Below are 20,276 nucleotides of genomic sequence, written 5' to 3'. Positions count from 1 at the left end.
CAACGCGATTGCGCGCACAACTGCTAGGGATTTCCCCTATCTCGACTCATCCAGCGACGGACGATATCAACGGATAACCGTTCATCCTTGAATATCCACGCCGCCATGCAAATTGACGAAAACGTCGCCGCGCCGGCCATCGCCGCATCCTCCGCGCCCCTGAACATCGATGCCGTGCCGATCGGCACGCCGCTCGAATGGCCGATCGTCGATGCCGACGGTTCGCTGCTGTTCGAGCGCGGCGCGGTCGTTATCGGCGCCGATGAACGCCGCTTTCTATTCGAGCATTTCAAGCCGCGCCGCGGCGATCGGGTTGAAACGCCGGACTCACCGTCCGCCGCGAAATCGCATGGCGCCGACGACGAAGACACGCCGCTGTCGTTGAAAGACACGCATCTGTCGATCGGCGCGTTGATCGGCCTGCGGCCGCAAAACGCGAGCGGCCCGATGCATCCGAGCCGGATTATCGGCTTTGCGCCGAATCAGTCGGTGTTTGTGATGCCGCCGCTCGTCGACGGCCGCGCGTTATCGCTGACGGTGGGTGAAAACGTAGAGATCGTCGCGATTGCGAGTCAGGCGGTGTTCCGTTTCGTCTGCACGGTCGACGCGGTTTGCCATTCACCGTTCGACTATGTCGTGCTGTCAAAGCCCGGCGTGATCCGGCGGCTGCGCGAACGCAAGTCGATTCGCGTGCGCGCGAAACTGCCGGTGCGCTTCGGGCTGAACCCGGACGGCGACGGCTACGAAGGACTCGGCGTGATGCAGACGATCAGCGCGCTCGGCATGTCGTTCGGTACGCCGTGGCTGATCGGCAAGGTCGGACAGCGGGTGCGGGTGTCATTCCGCCTGCAGTCGAAAGACACCGAGATGCTGATCGAAACCACTGCGATCGTGCGTAACGCGCAAGCTGCGCTGGCGGCCGATGGACTCGCATCGCATGGGCTTGAGTTCGAGCATCTCGATACGGCGCAGCAACTCGCGTTGAAGTCGTTTGTGTTCGACCGGATCGACGATATTTCGCATTGGTCGAATGGGGTGCGTTAATGGCGGTGCGTCAATCCGCCAATGCGGTGGCGCCAGCGTGCTTTCCAGCCGCCTACGGGCGCGCGATCAGCCGAGCGGGCGTCAAGCATTCGCCGCCCCACCTCCGGGCGAGCTGCTCGCATCGATTGAGCGGCACCGTACCGCTTTCGAAGTCGATCACGACGACGCGGTCCGCGTCGTCCGGGCGTGCCGGCGTGCCGCCGCTACGCCCATCCGTCAGCACCCATAGCCAACGCGCCTGCGCGGGCTTGCGCTGCGCCGCGCGCGCGAGCAACTGCGCGGCGCGCTCGATGGCCGGCACAAACGGCGTTCCGCCGCCGCCACCAATGGGATTCAGCCAGCGTTCGCTCCAGCCGCGCGGAATCGCCGGGCCAAAGCGAAGATCCGCGCTCACGCCGCCGAAACAGATCAGCGCGGCCTCGTGCCGGTCAGCGCGTGCGCGCCCGAACAGCGCGACGAGCAAGCCTTTCGCCAGCGCGAGTTGCGCGTTTGCAAGCATTGAACCGGAGCAGTCGAGCACAAAACAATGCAGCGCGCCGCGCGACGGCGCTTCGCGCACAAAGCGAAGATGATCGGCACGCAGCGGGTGCGGACCTTTGGCCCCGAGCGTGCGCGGCCATTCGATGCGTGTGCCCGATTGCCCGCGAGCGTGCGCCGCGCCGTTGCCTGCTGGCCATCGAAAACCGCTGCGCGACACGCCAGCGGCGGCGTTGTTTCGATGGCTCAGCGTTTTTTTGATGTAAGCGGGATCACGCCTTTTACGTGCGCGGTGCGGACGGGTTCAGGCGGCAGATAGCCCCAATCGCTTTCGCCTGAAGCTGGTTCCTCGCGTGTGTTGCCCGAAGCGCCGGAGGCGCCGCTCTGTGGCTTCTGCCGATCGGGCTCTGCGTTGTGCTGCTGCGCTGGCGCGTCGCCGTTTCGTTGCCGATGCAACAACACTGATTGCGCGACGCGATCCACATGCGCAACCGTCACCGCGTCCGCCGCTTCCAATGCCGCAAGCGCTCGCGCGGCGCGCAGCATCACGAGGTCGGCGCGCATCCCATCGACCTGCGCGCCGATGCACAGCGTGCCGACATGCTGATGCACCGCATCGTCGAACACGAGTTGCGGCAGCGCGGCCTGCGCGGCGCGAATGCGGCGCACGAAATCGTCCTGCTGCCGCACCTGGCGCTCGCGAAACGCGTGTGGATCCGTATCGAACGCGAGCCGTGCCTTGACGATCTGCTGCCGCATCTGCGGATCGAAACAGTTTTGCAGCGCGACCATCAGACCGAAACGGTCAGTCAACTGCGGGCGCAATTCGCCCTCTTCCGGGTTCATCGTGCCGATCAGCACGAAGCGCGCGGCATGGCTATGCGACACGCCATCGCGCTCGACCGTATTGATGCCGCTTGCCGCCGCATCGAGCAACGCATCGACCAGCGCATCGGGCAGCAGGTTCACTTCATCCACATACAGCACGCCGCGATGCGCGGCCGCGAGCAAACCCGGCGAAAACCGCACCGCGCCGTCGCGCAGCACGGTTTCGATATCGAGCGTGCCGACAAGGCGTTCTTCGCTCGCGTTCAACGGCAGCGTCACGAATCGGCCATCTGGCAGCAGTTCGGCAAGCGCGCGCGCCGCCGTCGACTTCGCGGTGCCGCGCGGGCCGCTCACCAGCACGCCGCCTATGCCCGGATCGATTGCGGCCAGCAATAGCGCCTGCTGCAGTTCGCTTTGCCCCAGTAACGCGGAAAACGGAAACACGGGCGCGCTGCTGGCTGCGGCGACGTCGGGCGTTACGCGATGGGTTCCGTTCATGTTCGTGTTCCTTCGATCTGTTGTTCGCTCGCAAGCAGATGCTGCTCGATCTGTTCGCGATAGGCGCCAGGCTCCAGCCACAGCCCGCGTTGCATCGCTTCGAGCAGGCGCTCGCAGATGCCATGCAGCGCGTGCGGATTGTGCGCTTGCAGGAACGCGCGCGTATCCGCGTCGTTCAGATACGCATCGGCGACCAGCGCATATTGATGATCGGCAATCACGCGCGCGGTCGCGTCGTAGCCGTACAGGTAGTCGACGGTGGCGGCGATCTCCGCCGCGCCTTTGTAGCCGTGCCGCTTCACGCCATCGAGCCACTTCGGATTGACGACGCGCGAGCGGATCACGCGCGCGATTTCCTCGTTTAGCGTGCGTACACGCGGCGCGTTCGGATTGCTGTGATCCGCGTGATACAACTGCGGCTGACTGCCGGAAAAATGCCGGACGGCCGCGGCCATGCCGCCCTGGAACTGGTAGTAGTCGTTTGAGTCCAGCACGTCGTGTTCACGGTTGTCCTGGTTCTGCAACACTACGTCGAGCGTCGCGAGCCGCGTGCCGAACGCGTGGCGCGCGTCTTCGCCGTCCTGTTTCTGCGTATACGCATAGCCCCCGTGAGCAAGATACGCATTCGCGAGATCGGCGTCGGTCTGCCACTGCCGAGCATCGATCATTTCCTGCAAGCCCGCGCCGTATGCGCCGGGACGCGCACTGAATACGCGCCAGCCGGCACGCTTGCGCGCCTCCTGTGCGTCGAGCCCGCGGGCAATCCACGCGTCGCGTTCACGCAGCACGCGCGCGCGAATCGGATTCAGATGCCCGGGTTCGTCGTCGAGTTCCGCCACCGCCTGCACGGCCGCATCGAACAGATGCATCACGTTCGGAAAGGCGTCGCGGAAGAAGCCCGACACACGCAGTGTCACGTCGATGCGCGGCCGGTCGAATGCGGCAATCGGCATGATTTCGAAGTCGGTCACGCGATGGCTGCCCGGCGCCCACTTCGGACGCACGCCGATCAATGCCAATGCCTGCGCGATATCGTCGCCGCCAGTGCGCATCGTCGCGGTGCCCCACACCGACAAGCCGATTGCGCGCGGGTAATCGCCGTGTTCCTGCAGATGGCGTTCCAGCAATTGCTGTGCGGATTTCACGCCTAGCGCCCACGCCGCTTGAGTCGGAATCGCGCGCGTGTCGACAGAATAGAAGTTGCGGCCGGTCGGCAGCACGTCGGGGCGTCCACGCGACGGCGATCCGCTCGGTCCGGGCGGCACGAAGCGCCCTTCGAGGCCGCGCTGCAATTGCCGCATTTCCTGTTCGCCGCAGGCGTCGAGCCGTGGCAACACGTCGTCGTGGAGTCGTTGCAACACGAGCGCTGTCTGCGGCAATTCGGCGGCGTGCGGAAGAGTGGTCGCGGTGGTCGCGTGAACATCACATAAACCGGCAATCAACACGCCTGCCAGCAGTTCGAGACGCTCCCGCGCATCACCATTGTGGCGCCACGGCGCATCGCTGACCTGTTGCAACAGCGCAGGCCGTGCGCCCTGCCACGGCGTGGACCAGTCCGCGCTCAGCGGGTCGAACTGGTGGTCGATGCGCAAATCGCGCGCGAGTGCATCAATCAGCCCGGCGTTCGCGCGTTGCCCATCGCCGACCGGATAGCGGCCGAGCGCAAGCAACGTATCGCGCCGCTGCACGCCGCGTGGCGACTGCCCGAACGTGTGCAAGCCGTCGCGGATCTGCGCTTCCTTCAGCTCGCACAGCCATGCGTCGACGCGTGTCAGCAACGCGTCTTCCGCGTCCTGGCCGGCGGGCTTCGCGATGCTTAATTCGTCGTGCAACCGGTGTTCGATGATGGTCGACAGGATCGTGCGCCTCAGCAGCTTCGCGCGGCGCGGATCGACCATCAGCGCTTCGTAGTATTCGTCGACCTGCCGCTCGAGGTCTTGCAGCGGGCCGTAGCTCTCGGCGCGCGTGAGCGGTGGCATCAGATGATCGACGATCACCGCCTGCGCGCGCCGCTTCGCCTGACTGCCCTCGCCCGGATCGTTGACGATAAACGGATACAGATGCGGCATCGGCCCGAGGATCGCATCGGGCCAGCACGCATCGCTGAGCGCGACGCTCTTGCCGGGCAGCCATTCGAGATTGCCATGCTTGCCGACATGCACGAGCGCGTCGATACCGAACTGATCGCGCAGCCAGAAATAGAACGCGAGATACGCGTGCGGCGGCACGAGTTCCGCGTCGTGATAGCTCGCGTAGTCGTTCTGCTCGCGCGAACGCGAAGGCTGGATGCCGACGAACACGTGGCCGCAACGCCAGCCGGCGATCATAAAGCGGCCGCGCCGCACCGTCGGATCTTGCGCCGGCGGCCCCCAGCGCAGGTTCAATGCCTCGCGTAACGACGCGGGAAGGCGCGCGAATCGCTGTTCGTAGTCGGCGAGCGCGAAGCTTTGCAGCGCGGGCCGCAAGTCGCGCACCGCCGGGTCGTTCGTCACGCCTTGCGTGAGTTCGCGCAGCAGCGCGTCGCCGTCAGCGGGAAGGTTATCCGCTACGCAATAGCCTTCGTCGCGCAACCTGTTCAGTATGCCGACCACCGACGCCGGCGTATCGAGCCCGACGCCGTTACCGATGCGCCCTTCGCTTGCCGGGTAATTCGCGAGAATCAACGCGATCTTTTTGTCCGCATTGACGACGCTGCGCAGCCGGCACCAGCGCTCGCTCAGCTCCGCGACAAACGCGACGCGCTCCGGGTCCGGCTGGTAGCGAACCACGTCCACTTCGGTATGCGGGCATCGATACGCGAGCCCCTTGAAACTGATCGCGCGCGTGATGATGCGGCCGTCGACCTCGGGCAGCGCGACGTGCATCGCGATGTCGCGCGAGTTCAGGCCGTGATTGTCCTGCAGCCAGTCCGCGCGGTTGCCGCCGCTCAAAATGACCTGGAGCACGGGCGCGTCGCCCGCCAGCGCGAGCGGCGCGGGATCGTCAATCGCGCTCGCAGCGAACGCGGTCGTATTCAGCACCAGCGATGCGTGATGTTGCTCGCACAACGTTTCGACGACATCGCGGCTTAACGCGTCTTTCAACGACGTGATCGCAATCGGCAGCGGATTGATCTGCCGTGCTTCGAGCGCGTCGATTAGCGCATCGAATACCGCCGTGTTGGCGGCCTGCAGATGCGCCTTATAGAACAGGATCGCGACCACCGGCGCATCGGTGCGCCAGCGCGCTTGCCAGTCGGCGACAGTCGGCGTGTCGTGCCGCGGATGATAGAGCGCGGCGGCGGGCAATGGCACCGGCAACGCGGGCTCCTGACCGAAGCCCAGCGCGCGATGTGCGATGCAGCGTAGAAACGCCTCGGCGTTTTGCGGACCGCCTTCGCGCAAATAGCGCCACAGCTGATGACACAGTTGCGCGTCCGCGGTGCTGCGCGCGGTCAGGTTCGGATCTTCCTGCAAGTCGCCGGAAAACATCGCGAGCGTCTGCTGTTTGCGCTCGGCGAGCGCGACCACCTGTTCGATGCCGTATGGCCAGTACGCTTCTCCACCCAGATGGTCGACGACCACGACACGCGCATGCTGCAATACGTCTTCGACATAAAAGTCGACCGATGCGGGCTGCCGCAGATACGTGACGTTGGCCAGACGCACGCTCGGAAAGCCCGCGGGCAGGCGCGGCACGACGCTCGCGAGCAGCGACAGCGTCGTGTCCGCGGAACTCAGCACGACGATCTCCGCGGGTCGCTGATCGATCCGGATCACGCCCTTCGTATCGTCGACGAAGCCGCCCGGCGTGGTGCGCAGCAAATGCATATTCGTGCCGCCTTTCAGTTCGTATCGCGTTCGTTCAGTTCGCGCCGCTCTTGCGACGCGCTCGGGGGCACGCTATGGATTAGCGCCTGTTTCAGGTCCGCTGTGCGTGCGCGCTCAGCGCTTCGTCCAGCGCGCGCTGCAACACCGGTTGTTCAAGGTCCTCGCCGATCATCACAAAGCGGCTCGCCGGTGCGTCGCGCCGCGCTTCGTCGGGCCGCCAGCGGCGATCGAAATAGCTGTCGAAGCGCCGTCCAACGCCCTGAACAACCAGACGCATCGGCGCGTCCGGCAATACCGCGAAGCCTTTCACGCGATACACGGTGTGCTGTTCGACCACGCGTTGCAGCGCCGCGATCATCGCGTCGCGCGACGGCGCGTGAGCGGTGACGACGACCGAATCGAAATCGTCGTGGTGGTGATCGGCATCGTCGGCGGAACCGTGGTGATCGTGGCGCAGGTGGATCGTTTCTTCCGATGCGGACTCGAGGCCAAGCAGCGCGTGCAGATCGAGCTGGCCATTCTGTGCGCGCACTACTTTCACCTGGGCCGGAATCTCTTCGCGAAGCGTCGCTTCGACCGTGGCCTGACGCGCATCGTCGAGCAGATCGGTCTTGTTCAGAATGACCAGGTCCGCCGCGGACAGTTGATCTTCGAACAGTTCATGCAGCGGCGACTCGTGATCGAGGTTCGGATCGGCCTTGCGCATCGCGTCGACGGCGGCCGGGTTTTCGGCGAACTGGCCGCTTGCAACCGCCGGGCCGTCGACGACCGTGACCACCGCGTCGACGGTGAAGCTGTTCTTGATCGCCGGCCAGTTGAACGCCTGGACGAGCGGCTTCGGCAACGCGAGGCCCGACGTTTCGATCAGCACATGATCGATCTGCTCACGCCGTTCGACGAGCTCTTCCATCACAGGAAAGAACTCTTCCTGCACGGTGCAGCACAGACACCCATTCGCGAGTTCATACAGTTGGCCTTCGGTTTCGCGGCCTTCTTCGTCGCAGCCGATACCGCAGCCCTTGAGGATTTCGCCGTCGATGCCGAGTTCGCCGAACTCGTTGACGATCACCGCGACCCGCAGGCCACCGGCGTGCTGAAGAATATGGCGCAGTAAAGTGGTTTTGCCGCTGCCGAGAAAGCCGGTGATGACCGTCACCGGGATTTTGCGCATCTGGGTTTGCATGGCGGAATTGAGCGCGACGTAACGCGCGCGAAGAAGTGATGGACGGAACGCCGCGCCCCGCGGCGTCAACCCTGGGCTTCTGGCCGGTATCCGGGCTGGCGAGAGCGCCGCTTCCCCTTCCCACACGAGTGAACGATTTCTCGCGCAGTGGTTTGTTGCCCGTGCGGCCTTGCGCGCGGGCGTCGAAGCCGGCTCTGCATCGCGCACCGCGATGCACTCGCCTTCCGTTGCGGGGGCAGCACAGGTTGACCCGAAGCCTTCGTTCGGCGGCGTTTTTCGGCCGCGTGAAGGGCTTGCAGGCCCGCTGTTTCCCGTTTAACCGCGCACGCCGCAAACGCGCGCGCGAGCACCAGAAGTCGGTGCGAGTGTAGGCGCGAGGCGCGGGGGCGTCAAGGAACCGCCAGTTGCGATCAATCAGCCAAACAGACTGCCCTCGTCGTCTGGCGACGGCTGGTCCGTATGCTATCGTATTGCGCGCGTCCGGTGCCGCATTCGCGTGTCTTGTGCACATGCGGTTAAACGGGAAACAGGAAGCGTGGCCATGCCCGCTCAACCTGTGCTGTCCCCGCCAACGGTAAGCGGCCCGCGGGCCTTAGGTCCGCGCATGCGTTTCGATGCCACTGTCGGTTATCCGCCGATGGGAAGGCGACGCGCATGTGGCCGTCAGCCCGGATACCGGCCGGACGCGAGGGGGCGAACGTCATGGTCGCCAGTCGCCGGTTCCGCGGGGGACGGATACGGGCGCCCACGCACGACGCGCGGCAGATTGCTGCGACGTGCACGCTATGTGGCATCGCATGACATCTCTTTGCTCCGCGCGCAACCGCGCGGTTCCTCGCGCATTTCCCGGCGGCCCGCAATGAAGCGGCTCGCCGTCGGCATCGGCTGCAAGCGCGGCACGCGCGTCGAACAGATCGACGCGGCGGTGCGCGATGCGCTCGGCTCACATTCGATCGATGAAATCCGTGCGGTCGCTACGGTCGACGTCAAAGCGAACGAACCCGGCATCCTCGAATTCTGCGCGCGCCACGCGTTGCCGCTGCGCGTGTTTTCGCGCGAACAGATTGCGGCCGCGTGCGCTGCTGCGTCGACGACACCCTCTGACATCGTCCGCGCGCATCTCGGCGTCGACGGCGTTTGCGAGCCCTGCGCACGACTCGCGCTACCCGACGGCCAACTCCTCATACCGAAGCGCGTGTCGAACGGCGTCGCTGTCGCGATTGCCGTCGACGATACCGTTGCACACGCAACTGTCAAACATGCACCACCGTTACCTCGTCAGATAAAGGACCTTTAATGAAAACCGATCCCGAATCGCATCAGCGCATGACCCAGCGCCGTCGCGAAGGCCATGAGAAAAAACAGGCGGAAGCGACCATCGAAAAGGGCCTGCTGATCGTCAACACCGGCACCGGCAAAGGCAAGAGCACCGCAGCGTTCGGCATGGCCGTGCGCGTGCTCGGCCACGGTATGCGGCTGGGCGTCGTGCAGTTCATCAAAGGCGCGCTGCATACGTCGGAACGCGATTTCCTCGGCAGCCTGCCGAATTGCGAGTTCGTCACGATGGGCGACGGCTACACATGGAATACGCAAAATCGCGATGCCGACATCGCGACCGCGCGCAAAGGCTGGGCGGAAGCGAAGCGGATGATCGAAAGCGGCGACTATCAGATGGTGATTCTCGACGAACTCAATACTGTGCTGAAGTACGAATACCTGCCGCTCGACGAAGTGCTGTCGGTGCTTACCGCGCGGCCGGAGATGCTGCATGTGGTCGTCACGGGCCGTCACGCGCCCGATGCGCTGGTCGAAGCGGCCGATCTCGTCACCGAGATGCGCGCGATCAAGCATCCTTACCGCGAGCAGCATGTTAAGGCGCAACGCGGCGTGGAGTTCTGAACGATGCCGGACTGCCCTGCCCTGTTCATTAGCGCACCCGCGTCCGGACAAGGCAAAACCACGATCACCGCGGGCCTCGCTCGCCATCACCGGCGGCAAGGCCGGCGGGTGCGCGTGTTCAAGACCGGCCCCGATTTTCTCGATCCGATGATTCTCGAGCGCGCGAGCGGCGCGCCGGTGATGTCTCTCGATCTGTGGATGGTCGGTGAGACGGCCTGCCGCGAACTGCTCGCGCAGGCCGCGGAGCACGCGGATCTGATCCTGATCGAAGGCGTGATGGGCCTCTATGACGGCACGCCAAGCAGTGCGGACCTCGCGGCCGCGTTCGGCGTGCCGGTCGTTGCGGTCATTTCGGCGAAAGCGATGGCGCAGACGTTCGGCGCGGTGGCTTTCGGGCTGGCGCACTACCGCCCGGACGTTGCGGTGCGCGGCGTGTTCGCGAATCGCGTCGGCTCGCCGCGGCATGCGCAGATGCTTGAGGAGTCGGTGCCAACCGGGATGAGCTGGATGGGCTCGATTTCAAGCACCGCGGACATCGAGCTGCCCGACCGGCATCTCGGTCTTCATCAGGCTGCCGAAATAGCGGACCTCGACCGGCGCCTCGATCTGGCCGCCGATGCGCTCGCATCGACGCCGCTCGCTGCGTTGCCGCCCGCGGTGCGCTTCGTGTCGTTATCGAACCCATCACCGTCGGCCGCACCGCTGCCGCGCTTGCTCGATGGCGCGCATATTGCCGTCGCGCGCGATGCCGCGTTCTCGTTTATCTATCCGGCGAATCTTGCGTTGCTCGAAGCGCTTGGCGCGCGCGTGAGCTTCTTTTCGCCGCTCGCGGATGAAGCCGCACCGGAGACTGGGACTGCCCTTTATCTGCCGGGCGGTTATCCGGAATTGCATGCGGCGGCGCTCGCAAGCAATGCGCGCGCCGCCGCGTCCGTACGCGCACACGCGGCCGCGGGCAAGCCGATCTTCGCGGAATGCGGCGGCATGCTGTACCTGCTTGAAAGCCTGACGACGATCGATGGCGCGACCACGCCGATGCTCGGCTTATTGCCCGGCGAGGTGCGTATGCAGAAGCGCTTCGCGGCGCTTGGCATGCAGCAGCTCGACGGCCCACTCGGCACATTGACCGGCCACACGTTCCACTACTCGCACGTGAGCACACCGCTCACGCCCGTGCTGCACGCGACGCGTCCGCAATCGGACACCGCCGGCGAGGCGGTTTACCGTTCCGGCTCGATCGTCGCGACTTATATGCACAGCTACTGGCCGTCGAATCCGGCCTTCACCGCGGCTCTTTTCCATGGCAAAGCCTTTTAACGACGCCGATCGCGCGGCGGTCTACCGCGCCATTTACGAACGCCGCGACATGCGCCATTTCGTGCGCGGTCCGGTCGATCCGGCCGTGCTGCAGCGGTTGCTCGACGCCGCGCATCATGCGCCGAGCGTCGGGTATATGCAGCCTTGGCGCATCGCGCGCATCACGGATCCGGCGCTGCGCGACGCGTTGCACGACGCGGTCGAGCGCGAGCGGCTGCAGACCGCCGATGCGCTTGGCAAGCGGCGCGACGAGTTTATGAAGCTGAAGGTCGAAGGGATGCGCGATTGCGCGGAAGTGCTGGTCGTGGCGCTGATGGATGGACGCGAAACGCATATTTTTGGCCGGCGCACGCTACCCGAGATGGATCTGGCCTCCGTCGCGTGCGCGATCCAGAACATGTGGCTGGCGGCACGCGCGGAAGGGATCGGCATCGGCTGGGTGTCGCTGTTCGATCCCAATGAGGTGCGGGCGTTGCTGCATATGCCTGACGGCGCACAGCCAGTTGCGATACTCTGCGTGGGGCAGATCGACGACTACTATCCGGAACCGATGCTTGAAATGGAACACTGGGCGACGCGGGCGCGGCTGGGCGACTGTGTGTTTGAGAACCGGTGGCCGGATGGGCGGACGTTGAAAGCGACTGCAGCTTCGACGGATTCAGCGGCGCTGCATGACAAAAAACCACATCAACAGCCATCGGCAAAGACGCGACCACCGGAATAACGAAGATGAAAGAACCGCGGAAAATATCGGCAGCACACATAATCTGGCTGGTTTGTTTCCTGTTGCTGTGTCTGTACCCGCCGACCTTGTTCGGCAAGGTGGTTGGGTTAATCATCTGCGCAGTACTGGTGGCGTGGTATCTGGGTGGCCGGCGGCGCCCGTAGTGTCGTGCAAGGGTCGATCACAGACTCGCGTTGAACGGTAACCCGGACGAAGTTGCTTGCAACCACTTCATCCGGTTTATTGGGCTCTCTCGCGCCAATTAGCGGGGAATGCGTCCCACGGTGTTAGCGTTTAATTTTGGGGAATGGGAGCCACTCGCCATCACCTTCCCGGTAGGCCACAATGTTATCTTTTGGGATTCCATGCCCGAAGGTAAATTCGAGCTTGCTCTCGGCGGCGCGCACGGTCGACTGTGAAGCAGTCGGGGCATTCAACCACAATTTTGGATTAAGTGCATTTCGACGGGCCGTGGGTTTGATTCCCAGGGTCTCCTCCGTGGAGGCAACCTGCCTCATATTGGAGAAAGTCATTTTATATGTGAATTTTTTTATGATCCCGCCGGTCTCGTCTGTCCGGCCGGTGGAAATCATACCGCGATTGCCGCTACGAATATGGCTCTGAATAAACTCGAAGGGATTTTTTGCCATGTTTTCAACAAAATGGGGGGTGGTCGGTGACCATGGAAAAAAACCGCCCTTGCTGGCTATTGTCCCTGGAGATCGATTGTCGGAACGATAAACGGTCAAATCGGAACCGGCTTCGTCATCCGCAACAGTCGAAGACGCTTCAGATGCCGCGCTGGCAGCGTCCGCCTCCTTGGCCGCCTTGGACATTGCACGTTCCGCCTCGATCTCTGCTTCGGCACGTCGAGCCCCGCGTTCTGCTACTTCCCCGATAAGCAGTTTAAGTCCGAACACATGCCCATCCGGGTCGACGGAATTTACCGGATCGTTCCCGCAATATGCATAGCAGTTTATCCCTCCGGCTCCAAACGGGCTTTCACTATCGGGACACGTAAAACGCATCAGCATCGGACTAAACGCTCGATAACCATTGCCCAGATGAAATACCGCTGTCAACGGATCTGACCTCTCACCATTGAAGCCAAAGGGTGCCCCCTCGTCGAGCGTTGCACCGAACGGAGAGTAGGCGAAAAGCTGTGGTGTCGTCCCGGCAAATGAACACAGCAAACTACCGGAAAAATCGACACCCGCGAGTTGTAGTCCCATTTTGCACCATCAAGACGATTCACAACTTCGATAGTCTGATCAAGCGATTGCTTCCGGTTTCATTAAAGGACAACGCGCGATTATTTCAAATTTAAATGTAACTTGAATTACACGCGCGCAGCGAAGGCTTTACCACAGGTTAAGTATCAAACTCGAACCGGCTGGCTATTCATTCTCATCAAAATAATGGCCAAACTTCGACTGCTTCGTGCGGATATATCGTTCGTTTTCTTCCCGCATCGGAATGGCCAGCCCGACACGTTCGCAGACCGGAATGCCATGTTTAGCAAGCGTGTCGAACTTCTTCGGATTGTTGCTCATCAACCGCACCGACGTGACCTTCAGCACGCGGAGAATGCCGGCCGCCGAATCGTACTCTCGTGAATCGTCCGGCAAGCCGAGATCGAGGTTCGCTTCCACCGTGTCGCGCCCCTGCTCCTGCAACGCATATGCGCGGATCTTGTTGGTGAGGCCGATGCCGCGCCCTTCGTGACCGCGCAGATAAAGCAGCACACCACACCCTTCGGCGGCGATATAACGCAGCGCCAGGTCAAGCTGCTCGCCGCAATCGCAGCGGTACGAGCCCAGCACGTCGCCGGTCAGGCATTCGGAATGCAGGCGCGTCAGCACCGACTGCTTGTTCGCCACGTCGCCCATCACCAGCGCGACATGTTCGGCGTCGCCGTCCGCGACGCGAAACACATACGAGGTAAACGTGCCGTAGCGGGTAGGAAGGGTGGCTTGCGCGTCGAGCACGACGCATTCTCGGGTGGACTGACCGTCGGCGACCGACGGATCGTGAGGCGTGGGCATGGCGTTAAGCGGATGGCAGACATGAACCCGTAAACGACCGGGGATTAAGTTCGGAACTGGAGTTTACCGCTAAACGAGAACACCCATCCGGCGTGCATCCAGGACCGCCGCTGCGCGCGCTGCAGCACCGAGCTTGCGTCGCAGCCGCCGCCCGCGCCGCCTATACTGCATTGACCAGTCCCTGACGAATGCATGCCGCCCGGCGTGCTGCACTGCGATAGGAGCCGCTCTATGACCAGCGTTGCACAGGTACTCAAAACGAAACCGGACCACAACGTCTATACAATCAGCGCGTCGGATTCGGTCTACAACGCACTCAAACTGATGGCCGACAAGCAGATCGGCGCATTGATCGTCACCGAAGGCGACGCGATCGCCGGCATCGTGACCGAGCGCGACTACGCGCGCAAGGTCGTGCTGATGGATCGTTCTTCGAAGTCCACGCCGGTGCGCGACATCATGAGCAAGGCAGTCCGCTTCGTGCGGCCGGAGCAGACCACCGACGAGTGCATGGCGCTGATGACCGAACGCCGCATGCGCCATCTGCCGGTGCTCGAACACGACAAGCTGATCGGCATGGTATCGATCGGCGATCTCGTGAAAAACATCATTGCCGAGCAGCAGTTCACGATCCAGCAACTCGAGCACTACATCACCGGAGCGGGTTGAGCCCCGCGTGCCGCATCGCACCTGCGGTTGGCCAAAAATGCGCTCAAGCGCGACGGGCTGGGCGCAGTCGCCGCTCAGGCGGCGGAGGTTCCTTCGACTCTCCAGCGAAAAAACCGGCCCGCGTCTTCGCATGACGCGGGTCGGCTTGTCTTGCTGCGCTACTGGCGGGCTGCCGATCAGCCGCCTGGCCTGTTAGCCTGATTAGTGACCGGAATTAGTGACCAAAATAAACCGATTGCGACCGGTCAATCTGAATCGGCTTGCCTGCTTGCGAAGTGCCACCCTCGACCGCGCCATACCCGGAATCCGCGGTCGGCTGCTGCGCGACGCCTTGCGCAGCGTTTTGTGCCTGCACGCGGCGCTCCGCGGCCTGAATGTCCGCCGGATAGGTCGCGTCGTTCGACATCGCCGGGTTGTAACCCGCCTTTTCCAGTTGGACCAGTTCGGCGCGAACCTGAGCACGGGTCACCGGCGCCTGGTTCGATTGCGCAAACGACACAACCGGAGCAGCCAGAACAGCAGCGATAGCGACAGCCTTGATGAGCGATTTCATGATCTTTACCTCCAACATTTTTTTGCTTGACTTCCTGCCCCATGCAGGAATCAGTGAAGTCAGTTTAATCAGCGGCTCATCGGGGGAAAACCCCTATTCAGCAGATTCTTAATTGCAATACTTGCAAAGATACGGACTCCGGCATGACGGAGCGCGCCGCGTGCAACACGATGTCGCCCAATCGCATCGCTTAATTTTCGCTATCGATATCGATTGCCGGACCGCGCGCCATCAACAGCCTGCGCGGACCGCTGACGAACGGGTTTCCCGGCTCATAAAAGCGCAATAGCCGGTGCATTTCGCGCGACAGCCCGATGCGCGTCGTTGCCGCGACGGGTGCGGCCAACGCATGCCGGATAGCACCGAGCCAAAGGCCCTTTCCGGTGCATAGATCGGCGCCATTGAGCAACGGCCCGACACCGAACGCGACGCTCAGCCGTCCGGGCCCACGCGCGAGATCGCGTAGCTTGATGCCTGGCCGACGCGCTTGCATTTGCTCGATTCCTGCCAACGGTTCGACCGCGCGCAACAGCACCCCGGCGCCGGTCCCCTCGGCCTCGCTCGACACGTTCAGCATGTAGGACACGCCATAAGTTAGCCGCACATACGCGTGTCCGCGCGCGAGAAACAGCGGTTCGTTGTAGTCACGGCGGCCGATGAACGCGTACCCGGTCGAATCGCCGACCGGATAGGCTTCCGTCTCGACGATGCGGCCGCTGATCGGCCCTTGCGGCGTGTCGTGCACCAGGCACTTGCCGATCAGATAGCGCGCCAGTTCGACCGTGTCGACCGGCAACGCGGCGCGACTGAGCGCGACGATGCGCGCGCTTTCGTGGCTCATCGCCGCCGCCGGGCCTCTCGACGCGAGCCGCGCAGAGCGCGTGATGCGTGCGAACGCAAGGCAGACTGCGCGTCTTCGTCAAATCCGTTGTGCCAAAACCTCATTCGCTTTCCTTAAGCGATCACTGTGGAACCAATTGCGGTATCTTTACACTCCGACAGACATTCGCATGGCAGCCGTAACGGCTGGTTTCACAGTTTGTCGTCAGGTTGCATTCGGGGTTTACGCCGTAATACCTCAGCACCGTCCCGCGCGTTTTCATCCCAGAAGTACAGAAGTTTGCAGTGCAGTGGTCCCCATTCAGGGGCTGACCGTCGCTTAAGCATGACAACAGGAGAATGTGAATGAAGGCGATCCAGGCAATCAAGATGGTTGGTGGCGCACTTATCGTGCTCGCGTCGATCAACGCGTACGCTCAGGCAAGCGGAGCCGAAGGTGCGGATATGAGCACCCAGCCGAGCGCGAAGCAACAGCACAAGGCCATGAAGAAGGCCGACCGTGTGCTCGCGAAGAAGGTGCGCGGCGCGCTCGCCAAGGCGAAGGGTATCAGCGCCGCGAACATCATCGTCCGCGCGAACGCCAACACCGGCGACGTGGTGCTCGAAGGCTCGGTGCCGGAGCAACCGCAGGTCGACCAGGCCACGCAAGTCGCGCAGAACGTGTCGGGCGTGAAGAACGTCAAGAACGACCTGACGATTCGCCCGGTCGGTCAGTAACCCGTCCGCAGCACGCACCGCTCTTTCCGGTAAAGAGCGGTGCCCACAGCAACACCGCGTGAACACCACGCAAACGCCCGCGCCCCCTCCGCCGTTCCCGCATCGATCCGGTCCGTCACCGCTTCAGTTTCCAAACTCCCGCTGCATCTCGCGCGCAATCACAATCTGCTGGATCTGCGTCGTGCCTTCGTAAATGCGGAAGAGCCGCACGTCGCGGTAGAAACGTTCGATCCCATATTCGCTCATATAGCCCGCGCCGCCGAAGATCTGCACCGCGCGGTCCGCGACCCGTCCGCACATTTCGGTCGCGAACATCTTCGCGCATGACGCGTCGATCGTGATGCGTTCGCCTGCATCGCGTCGACGCGCCGCATCGACGATCATGCAACGCGACGCGTAGATTTCCGCGCGGCTATCCGCGAGCATCGCCTGGATCAGTTCGAATTCGACGATCGGCTTGCCGAACTGCTTGCGCTCGATCGCGTAGCGCAACGCGTCGGCCAGCATGCGCTCGGCGGCACCGGTCGCCACCGCGGCGATATGCAGACGCCCTTTGTCGAGCACCTTCATCGCCGTCCTGAAGCCGATCCCCTCGCGCTCGCCGATCAGATTCGCGACGCTCACACGGCAATGGTCGAAGATCACATCGCAGGTATGCGCGCCTTTGTGTCCCATCTTCTGGTCGATCTTGCCAAGCGCCAGTCCCGGTGTGCCCGCCTCGACGACAAACGCCGAGATCGCGCCCGCGCCTTTCATGTGTTGATCCGTACGCGCCATCACGGTGAACAGCCCCGCTTCAGGCGCATTCGTGATAAAGCGTTTGATGCCGTTGAGCACATAGTGATCGCCGTCGCGCACGGCCGTCGTGCGCAGCGAAGCCGCATCGGAACCGGCTTCGGGCTCGGTCAGACAAAACGATCCGATCAGTTCGCCGCTCGCCAGACGCGGCAGATACTTCTGCTTCTGGGCGGGCGTGCCGTCGAGCACGATGCCGGTCGAGCCGATTCCGTTATTGCTGCCGATCGCCGAGCGGAACGCCGGCGACGTTTTGCCGAGTTCGAACGCAACCCGCACTTCTTCTTCCATCGTCAGGCCGAGGCCGCCGTATTCTTCGGGAAGGCACAGGCCGAAGAGCCCGAGATCCCTCATCTCCTGCAGCAGCCCGGCTGGAATCTGATCGGTCTGCGCGACGATTTCCTCATTCGGCACAAGCCGTTCACGAACGAAGCGTGTAATGCTGTCGAGCAGCAGGTTCAATGTTTCCTGATCTCTGATCATCTTGAGGCGCCTCCGGGAATGCCGCCTTATTCAACGCTTAATTCCCTTATATTTTAACAAGTTACGATGCATTCTTAAACTAATATGTGAATCCTGGTTGGCTACCTTCGCGGCTGATGGCCGACTCACTCACCGTATAACAAAAGGAATGAACGCATGGCCACCTCTTCGTCAGTGCTGCCCCGCTGGACCATCGCCGCCCCGTTTGCCGCGTGGATCGTCTTCGGCGTCGGGCTCCAGTGGCCCGGGCACGCGGTGGTGATCGCGCTGGTCGGTATTGCACTCGCCGCGTCGGTATTCGCGGGTGTTCACCATGCGGAGGTCGTCGCGCACAAGGTCGGCGAGCCATTCGGCACGCTCGTGCTCGCGGTTGCGGTCACCATCATCGAGGTGGCGCTGATCGTGTCGGTGATGCTGTCGTCCGGACCGGAAAAAGCCGGGCTCGCGCGGGATACGGTGTTCGCCGCGGTCATGCTCGTCTGCAACGGCATTGTCGGTCTGTGTCTGCTGGTTGGCGGGTTGCGCCATCGCGAGCAGGATTTCCAGACCCGCGGGGCGAGCGCGACGCTCGCGGTGCTCGCGTCGCTGTCGGTGCTTTCGCTGGTGATCCCGAACTACACGCGCACCATTCCGGGCCCGGTGCTGTCCACGTCGCAGCTGGCGTTTGCCGGCGTGTCGTCGCTGGTGTTGTACGGCGTATTCGTGTTCGTGCAGACCATCCGGCATCGCGACTACTTTCTTGCGAACACGCACGATGAAAATGACCATGCAGCGCCACCCAGCCTGCCTGTCGCGTTGGTGAGCCTGCTGCTGCTATTCGTGTCGCTGGTTGCGGTCGTGCTGCTCGCGAAGCAGTTGTCGCCGTCGATCGAGCGCGCAGTGGTCGACGCAGGTGCGCCGGCGGCCGCGGTCGGCGTGGTGATCGCCGCGCTCGTGCTGATGCCCGAAGGCTTTGCGGCGGTGCGCGCCGCGCGCGCGGACCGTTTGCAGACCAGCCTGAACCTCGCGCTCGGCTCGGCGCTTGCCAGTATCGGCCTGACGATTCCGACGGTCGCGATCGTGATTTTGTGGACGGGCCAGTCGCTGGTGCTTGGCATCGACGGCAAGGACTCGGTGCTGCTGTTTCTGACGCTGATCGTGTGCACGCTAACGCTCAGCACCGGCCGCACGACGATTCTGCAAGGCGCGGTGCATCTGTCGCTGCTGGCCGCGTATCTGTTTCTGTCGGTTGTGCCTTGAGCGCAGGTCAGGCCGCGTCAGGCGACGCTGCTTCGGGCGCGATTCCGTCATCTGACGACGTCCCAACTGCATACGCGTCTGCCCGGCTCGCCTCGGATGCACCCGCCGCACCGTCGCGCCGGACTCCGATCCGCGGCCCGACGCGTCTTGCTACGCGCAATGCGCAGCAAGCCACGCTCGAAACAGATCGACCTTCTGCTGATGCGCAACGCTGTCCGGGAACACCAGGTAATAGCGCGCGCCGGTCGTCAGCACCGCATCGAACGGCCGCACCAGCCGCTGCGCCGCGACGTCTTCTTCGATCAGCACGACATCGCTGATCGCGACGCCGAATCCTTGCAGCGCCGCGTTCGTCGCGAGATCGAGCGTATCGAAGGTTGGGCCGCGCGCCGCGTCGACGTCACGGGCCGCATCGACATGTTCGAGCCACATCTTCCAGTCGCGATGATCGCGGGTCGGATGCAGCAGCGTGTGCCGCGCGAGATCGGCGGCGTGCACAAGCGGCTTGTCCTTGACAAGCTGCGGCGCGCACACCGGTGTCAAACGTTCCTCGAACAGCGGCAGCGATTGCACCCCCGCCCCTGCGGACGTCCCATAGACGATCGCCGCATCGAACGGCTCGGCCTCGAAATCGACGTTGTGCTGCCAGGTCGTCGTGATCTGCACGTGCAGATCCGGGTACTCGGTCTGGAACTGCATGATCTTCGGCAGCATCCAGCGCATCACACAGGTCGGGACCTTTAACGCGAGGTCGGTGCGCTGGCGCGTGAGCCGCAGCGACACCTCTTCGATACGCGTGAAGCTTTCCTTGACCGCCGGCAGCAGTTGCTCGCCCTCCGCGGTCAGCGTCAGCCCCTTCGCGTGCCGCTTGAAAAGCGGAAACCGGTAGTAGTCCTCGAGCGCGAGAATCTGCCGGCTCACCGCGCCTTGCGTCAGGCATAGGTGATCGGCCGCTCGCGTGAAGCTGCGATAACGCGCGACGGTCTCGAAGATTTGCAGTGCATTGAGCGGCGGAAGTCGGCGCATGGTCGAACGGCTAAGCGAAGCCGCGCGTGTCGTGAAAGGTGATCGGAAACCGGCCTGGCCGCGACGGCCGTCATTGCGTCGCGACGGTCATTGCGGCAGCCCGGCCACGCAAGAATACGCGTTTTCCGGG

18 protein-coding genes and 2 riboswitches are annotated in these 20,276 nt (G+C 63.3%); of the genes, 8 read left to right on the top strand and 10 right to left on the bottom strand.

Translation table 11 applies throughout. The annotated features are described in order from the left end of the window. Nucleotides 1-111 precede the first annotated feature (111 nt). A complete protein-coding gene (locus BX592_RS12435; protein WP_377681482.1) occupies nucleotides 112-1,044 on the top strand; it encodes a flagellar brake protein in 933 nt (310 codons plus the stop codon). Nucleotides 1,045-1,096: 52 nt separating this feature from the next. Here the strand turns inward: BX592_RS12435 and BX592_RS12430 are convergent, their stop codons facing one another. From BX592_RS12430 to cobW, 4 genes are all read right to left on the bottom strand, one after another. Further along, nucleotides 1,097-1,741 (bottom strand): vWA domain-containing protein, encoded by a 645-nt coding sequence (locus tag BX592_RS12430; RefSeq protein ID WP_243849502.1) that lies wholly within the window; start codon nucleotides 1,739-1,741, stop codon nucleotides 1,097-1,099. A gap of 26 nt (nucleotides 1,742-1,767) precedes the next feature. Then, nucleotides 1,768-2,847, bottom strand: a complete 1,080-nt coding sequence (locus BX592_RS12425) for a magnesium chelatase ATPase subunit I (RefSeq protein WP_134192079.1) — start codon at nucleotides 2,845-2,847, stop codon at nucleotides 1,768-1,770. Next, a complete protein-coding gene (gene cobN, locus BX592_RS12420; RefSeq protein ID WP_134192078.1) occupies nucleotides 2,844-6,656 on the bottom strand; it encodes a cobaltochelatase subunit CobN in 3,813 nt (1,270 codons plus the stop codon). The genes BX592_RS12425 and cobN overlap by 4 nt, the downstream gene beginning before the upstream one ends. Before the next feature lie 91 nt (nucleotides 6,657-6,747). Further along, nucleotides 6,748-7,839 carry a cobalamin biosynthesis protein CobW gene (gene cobW / locus BX592_RS12415; RefSeq protein ID WP_134192077.1) on the bottom strand — a complete coding sequence of 364 codons (1,092 nt, stop codon included), beginning with the start codon at nucleotides 7,837-7,839 and terminating at the stop codon, nucleotides 6,748-6,750. 64 nt (nucleotides 7,840-7,903) lie between these two features. After that, a riboswitch (cobalamin riboswitch) is annotated at nucleotides 7,904-8,208 on the bottom strand. A 95-nt stretch (nucleotides 8,209-8,303) separates the two neighbouring features. After that, nucleotides 8,304-8,537: riboswitch (cobalamin riboswitch) on the top strand. A 161-nt stretch (nucleotides 8,538-8,698) separates the two neighbouring features. Here cobW and BX592_RS12410 point away from each other — a divergent pair. Genes BX592_RS12410 through bluB form a run of 4 tightly spaced genes read left to right on the top strand, consistent with a single transcriptional unit; the run spans nucleotide 8,699 to nucleotide 11,779 of the window. Further along, nucleotides 8,699-9,136: a cobalamin biosynthesis protein gene (locus BX592_RS12410; protein ID WP_134192076.1), complete on the top strand. Its 438-nt coding sequence runs from the start codon at nucleotides 8,699-8,701 to the stop codon at nucleotides 9,134-9,136. Continuing rightward, nucleotides 9,136-9,738 (top strand): cob(I)yrinic acid a,c-diamide adenosyltransferase, encoded by a 603-nt coding sequence (cobO, locus tag BX592_RS12405; protein ID WP_134192075.1) that lies wholly within the window; start codon nucleotides 9,136-9,138, stop codon nucleotides 9,736-9,738. The genes BX592_RS12410 and cobO overlap by 1 nt, the downstream gene beginning before the upstream one ends. A 3-nt stretch (nucleotides 9,739-9,741) precedes the next feature. Continuing rightward, nucleotides 9,742-11,055: a cobyrinic acid a,c-diamide synthase CobB gene (locus BX592_RS12400; RefSeq protein ID WP_134192074.1), complete on the top strand. Its 1,314-nt coding sequence runs from the start codon at nucleotides 9,742-9,744 to the stop codon at nucleotides 11,053-11,055. Next, nucleotides 11,039-11,779 carry a 5,6-dimethylbenzimidazole synthase gene (gene bluB / locus BX592_RS12395; RefSeq protein WP_134192073.1) on the top strand — a complete coding sequence of 247 codons (741 nt, stop codon included), beginning with the start codon at nucleotides 11,039-11,041 and terminating at the stop codon, nucleotides 11,777-11,779. Before BX592_RS12400 ends, bluB begins: the two co-directional genes overlap by 17 nt. A gap of 287 nt (nucleotides 11,780-12,066) precedes the next feature. On the opposite strand, the gene BX592_RS12390 is transcribed toward bluB, so the two are convergent. Then, nucleotides 12,067-13,011 carry an RHS repeat-associated core domain-containing protein gene (locus BX592_RS12390; RefSeq protein WP_134192072.1) on the bottom strand — a complete coding sequence of 315 codons (945 nt, stop codon included), beginning with the start codon at nucleotides 13,009-13,011 and terminating at the stop codon, nucleotides 12,067-12,069. 165 nt (nucleotides 13,012-13,176) lie between these two features. After that, complete coding sequence (gene ribA / locus BX592_RS12385; protein WP_134192071.1) at nucleotides 13,177-13,824, bottom strand: GTP cyclohydrolase II; 648 nt, start codon at nucleotides 13,822-13,824, stop codon at nucleotides 13,177-13,179. A gap of 231 nt (nucleotides 13,825-14,055) precedes the next feature. Between ribA and BX592_RS12380 the strand changes: the two genes are divergently transcribed. Beyond that, nucleotides 14,056-14,493: a CBS domain-containing protein gene (locus BX592_RS12380; protein ID WP_134192070.1), complete on the top strand. Its 438-nt coding sequence runs from the start codon at nucleotides 14,056-14,058 to the stop codon at nucleotides 14,491-14,493. A 214-nt stretch (nucleotides 14,494-14,707) separates the two neighbouring features. Here the strand turns inward: BX592_RS12380 and BX592_RS12375 are convergent, their stop codons facing one another. Together BX592_RS12375 and BX592_RS12370 are read right to left on the bottom strand one after the other, a co-directional pair. Beyond that, nucleotides 14,708-15,046, bottom strand: a complete 339-nt coding sequence (locus tag BX592_RS12375; protein WP_134192069.1) for a DUF4148 domain-containing protein — start codon at nucleotides 15,044-15,046, stop codon at nucleotides 14,708-14,710. A gap of 190 nt (nucleotides 15,047-15,236) precedes the next feature. Next, the gene (locus BX592_RS12370) at nucleotides 15,237-15,887 is read right to left on the bottom strand and encodes a DNA-3-methyladenine glycosylase (protein WP_134192068.1); all 651 of its coding nucleotides are present in this window, start codon (nucleotides 15,885-15,887) and stop codon (nucleotides 15,237-15,239) included. A gap of 344 nt (nucleotides 15,888-16,231) precedes the next feature. On the opposite strand from BX592_RS12370, the gene BX592_RS12365 reads away from it, so the two are divergent. Next, nucleotides 16,232-16,603: a BON domain-containing protein gene (locus BX592_RS12365; RefSeq protein ID WP_134192067.1), complete on the top strand. Its 372-nt coding sequence runs from the start codon at nucleotides 16,232-16,234 to the stop codon at nucleotides 16,601-16,603. A gap of 123 nt (nucleotides 16,604-16,726) precedes the next feature. Here BX592_RS12365 and BX592_RS12360 read toward each other — a convergent pair whose 3' ends face one another. Next, nucleotides 16,727-17,881: an acyl-CoA dehydrogenase family protein gene (locus BX592_RS12360; RefSeq protein WP_134192066.1), complete on the bottom strand. Its 1,155-nt coding sequence runs from the start codon at nucleotides 17,879-17,881 to the stop codon at nucleotides 16,727-16,729. Between the two features lie 156 nt (nucleotides 17,882-18,037). Between BX592_RS12360 and BX592_RS12355 the strand changes: the two genes are divergently transcribed. Continuing rightward, nucleotides 18,038-19,120 (top strand): calcium:cation antiporter, encoded by a 1,083-nt coding sequence (locus tag BX592_RS12355; RefSeq protein ID WP_134192065.1) that lies wholly within the window; start codon nucleotides 18,038-18,040, stop codon nucleotides 19,118-19,120. Between the two features lie 150 nt (nucleotides 19,121-19,270). Here BX592_RS12355 and BX592_RS12350 read toward each other — a convergent pair whose 3' ends face one another. Beyond that, the gene (locus BX592_RS12350; protein WP_134192064.1) at nucleotides 19,271-20,146 is read right to left on the bottom strand and encodes a LysR substrate-binding domain-containing protein; all 876 of its coding nucleotides are present in this window, start codon (nucleotides 20,144-20,146) and stop codon (nucleotides 19,271-19,273) included. Nucleotides 20,147-20,276: the final 130 nt, after the last annotated feature.

This window comes from Paraburkholderia rhizosphaerae (assembly GCF_004366595.1).
Lineage (GTDB): Bacteria > Pseudomonadota > Gammaproteobacteria > Burkholderiales > Burkholderiaceae > Paraburkholderia > Paraburkholderia rhizosphaerae.
The sequence above is the reverse complement of the archived record's forward strand: the minus strand, read 5'-3'. Positions and strand labels throughout refer to the sequence as shown.

Excerpts from the sequence above, each read along its gene's own strand:
- BX592_RS12425 (WP_134192079.1), bottom strand. The coding sequence starts at position 2,847 with ATGAACGGAACCCATCGCGTAACGCCCGACGTCGCCGCAGCCAGCAGC.
- cobN (WP_134192078.1), bottom strand. The coding sequence starts at position 6,656 with ATGCATTTGCTGCGCACCACGCCGGGCGGCTTCGTCGACGATACGAAG.
- cobW (WP_134192077.1), bottom strand. The coding sequence starts at position 7,839 with ATGCAAACCCAGATGCGCAAAATCCCGGTGACGGTCATCACCGGCTTT.
- BX592_RS12410 (WP_134192076.1), top strand. The coding sequence starts at position 8,699 with ATGAAGCGGCTCGCCGTCGGCATCGGCTGCAAGCGCGGCACGCGCGTC.
- cobO (WP_134192075.1), top strand. The coding sequence starts at position 9,136 with ATGAAAACCGATCCCGAATCGCATCAGCGCATGACCCAGCGCCGTCGC.
- BX592_RS12400 (WP_134192074.1), top strand. The coding sequence starts at position 9,742 with ATGCCGGACTGCCCTGCCCTGTTCATTAGCGCACCCGCGTCCGGACAA.
- bluB (WP_134192073.1), top strand. The coding sequence starts at position 11,039 with ATGGCAAAGCCTTTTAACGACGCCGATCGCGCGGCGGTCTACCGCGCC.
- BX592_RS12390 (WP_134192072.1), bottom strand. The coding sequence starts at position 13,011 with ATGGGACTACAACTCGCGGGTGTCGATTTTTCCGGTAGTTTGCTGTGT.
- ribA (WP_134192071.1), bottom strand. The coding sequence starts at position 13,824 with ATGCCCACGCCTCACGATCCGTCGGTCGCCGACGGTCAGTCCACCCGA.
- BX592_RS12380 (WP_134192070.1), top strand. The coding sequence starts at position 14,056 with ATGACCAGCGTTGCACAGGTACTCAAAACGAAACCGGACCACAACGTC.
- BX592_RS12375 (WP_134192069.1), bottom strand. The coding sequence starts at position 15,046 with ATGAAATCGCTCATCAAGGCTGTCGCTATCGCTGCTGTTCTGGCTGCT.
- BX592_RS12370 (WP_134192068.1), bottom strand. The coding sequence starts at position 15,887 with ATGAGCCACGAAAGCGCGCGCATCGTCGCGCTCAGTCGCGCCGCGTTG.
- BX592_RS12365 (WP_134192067.1), top strand. The coding sequence starts at position 16,232 with ATGAAGGCGATCCAGGCAATCAAGATGGTTGGTGGCGCACTTATCGTG.
- BX592_RS12360 (WP_134192066.1), bottom strand. The coding sequence starts at position 17,881 with ATGATCAGAGATCAGGAAACATTGAACCTGCTGCTCGACAGCATTACA.
- BX592_RS12355 (WP_134192065.1), top strand. The coding sequence starts at position 18,038 with ATGGCCACCTCTTCGTCAGTGCTGCCCCGCTGGACCATCGCCGCCCCG.
- BX592_RS12350 (WP_134192064.1), bottom strand. The coding sequence starts at position 20,146 with ATGCGCCGACTTCCGCCGCTCAATGCACTGCAAATCTTCGAGACCGTC.